Origin of the sequence: Mesorhizobium sp. YIM 152430, from assembly GCF_029210365.1 — a bacterium.
GTDB lineage: Bacteria > Pseudomonadota > Alphaproteobacteria > Rhizobiales > Rhizobiaceae > Aliihoeflea.
In genome coordinates, this window is sequence record NZ_JARGES010000023.1 from 1 (window position 1) to 2,500 (window position 2,500).

1 tRNA gene and 2 rRNA genes (1 of these 3 cut by a window edge) are annotated in these 2,500 nt (G+C 56.5%); all 3 read right to left on the reverse strand.

What is annotated here, in order from left to right:
* Positions 1–4: 4 nt before the first annotated feature.
* A tRNA-Met gene (locus PZ895_RS07040) sits at positions 5–81 on the reverse strand.
* 129 nt (positions 82–210) lie between these two features.
* Positions 211–325, reverse strand: a 5S ribosomal RNA gene (gene rrf / locus PZ895_RS07045).
* Positions 326–587: 262 nt separating this feature from the next.
* Positions 588–2,500, reverse strand: a 23S ribosomal RNA gene (locus tag PZ895_RS07050) (it continues 883 nt past the right edge of the window).

Genomic DNA, 2,500 nt, shown 5'->3' on the forward strand with positions numbered 1-2,500 from the left:
AGTTTGGTTGCGGGGGTAGGATTTGAACCTACGACCTTCAGGTTATGAGCCTGACGAGCTACCGGGCTGCTCCACCCCGCGTCACCGATGTCTGGCGGTTGGCCAGGATTGGTTCTGGTTCTGGAATGACTTGGGCCTCTTTCGCGGCCCTTTGCGCCGCCTTTTGGCGGATTGTCGTTGAGAGAAGATTGGCATTCATGCATTTGGCAGACCTGGCAGCGACCTACTCTCCCGCGTCTTGAGACGAAGTACCATCGGCGCTGGGGCGTTTCACGGCCGTGTTCGGAATGGGAACGGGTGCAGCCACCCCGCCAGAACCACCAGGTCGGCAAAAGGCATGAATGTTGAGAAGCTGGGCGGTGAATGGTGAATGGTGAATGGATCGCCGATCCGCACCTTTCCCACCCAACATGCGAAGCTGTGCACCGCGTGCGACGTTCGCAAATGTACACCCGGGCGAAGCCCGAGCACGCGACTGGGTGGCGCCGGACGACCGGCGCCCTCGCCGAGCATAGGCCCGAAGGGCCGCTCATGCGTGAGCGCTGGATAAGCCATCCAGCTCCGCTGGATGGGTACGAGCAATGTGAATGATCAAGCCGATCGAGCTATTAGTACCGGTAAGCTTCATGCGTTGCCGCACTTCCACACCCGGCCTATCAACGTGGTCGTCTTCCACGGCTCTGATAGGGAATACTCGTTTTCAGGTGGGTTTCCCGCTTAGATGCCTTCAGCGGTTATCCCGTCCGTATATAGCTACCCTGCTATGCGGCTGGCGCCACAACAGGTCCACCAGAGATACGTCCATCCCGGTCCTCTCGTACTAGGGACAGATCCTGTCAATATTCCTACACCCACGGCAGATAGGGACCGAACTGTCTCACGACGTTCTGAACCCAACTCACGTACCGCTTTAAATGGCGAACAGCCATACCCTTGGGACCTGCTCCAGCCCCAGGATGCGATGAGTCGACATCGAGGTGCCAAACAACCCCGTCGATATGGACTCTTGGGGGTCATCAGCCTGTTATCCCCGGCGTACCTTTTATCCGTTGAGCGATGGCCCTTCCACGCGGGACCACCGGATCACTATGACCGACTTTCGTCTCTGCTCGACTTGTCAGTCTTGCAGTCAGGCAGGCTTATGCCATTGCACTCGACGAACGATTTCCGACCGTTCTGAGCCCACCATCGCGCGCCTCCGTTACTCTTTAGGAGGCGACCGCCCCAGTCAAACTACCCACCATACACTGTCCCGGACCCGGATGACGGGCCGCGGTTAGACATCCATGGTGATAAGGGTGGTATTTCAAGGGTGACTCCACGCGAGCTGGCGCCCACGCTTCAAAGTCTACCACCTATCCTACACATGCCGACACGAATGCCAGTGTAAAGCTATAGTAAAGGTGCACGGGGTCTTTCCGTCTAACCGCAGGAACCCCGCATCTTCACGGGGAATTCAATTTCACTGAGTCTCTGCTGGAGACAGCGGGGAAGTCGTTACGCCATTCGTGCAGGTCGGAACTTACCCGACAAGGAATTTCGCTACCTTAGGACCGTTATAGTTACGGCCGCCGTTTACCGGGGCTTCGATTCAGAGCTTGCACCCCTCCTCTTAACCTTCCGGCACCGGGCAGGCGTCAGACCCTATACGTCGTCTTGCGACTTCGCAGAGCCCTGTGTTTTTGATAAACAGTCGCTACCCCCTGGTCTGTGCCACCCCCACACACTTGCGTGCATAAGGGTCACGCTTATCCCGAAGTTACGCGTGCAATTTGCCGAGTTCCTTCAGCAGAGTTCTCTCAAGCGCCTTGGTATACTCTACCTGACCACCTGTGTCGGTTTCGGGTACGGTCTATATTGATGGAGCTGTTTCCTGGAACCGCTAAGCCGCCCGATCAATCCGATAAGATCGAACGACACTCGCAATCCGTCACTACCATCAGGCCCACGAATATTAACGTGGTTCCCATCGACTACGCCTTTCGGCCTCGCCTTAGGGGCCGGCTAACCCTGCTCAGATTAACTTTAAGCAGGAACCCTTGGTCTTTCGGCGAGGGGGTCTCTCACCCCCTTTATCGTTACTCATGTCAGCATTCGCACTTCCGATACCTCCAGCAGTCCTCACGGATCTGCCTTCATCGGCCTACGGAACGCTCCGCTACCGCTCACCTTGCGGTGAACCCAAAGCTTCGGTGCATGGCTTTAGCCCCGTTACATTTTCGGCGCAAAACCCCTTGATTAGACCAGTGAGCTGTTACGCTTTCTTTAAATGATGGCTGCTTCTAAGCCAACATCCTGGTTGTTTTGGGAGTCTCACATCCTTTCCCACTTAGCCATGACTTGGGGACCTTAGCTGTTGGTCAGGGTTGTTTCCCTCTCCACGACGGACGTTAGCACCCGCCGTGTGTCTGCCGACCAGTACTCCTCGGTATTCGGAGTTTGGTTAGGTTTGGTAATCCGGTGAGGACCCCTAGCCCATCCAGTGCTCTACCCCCGAGGG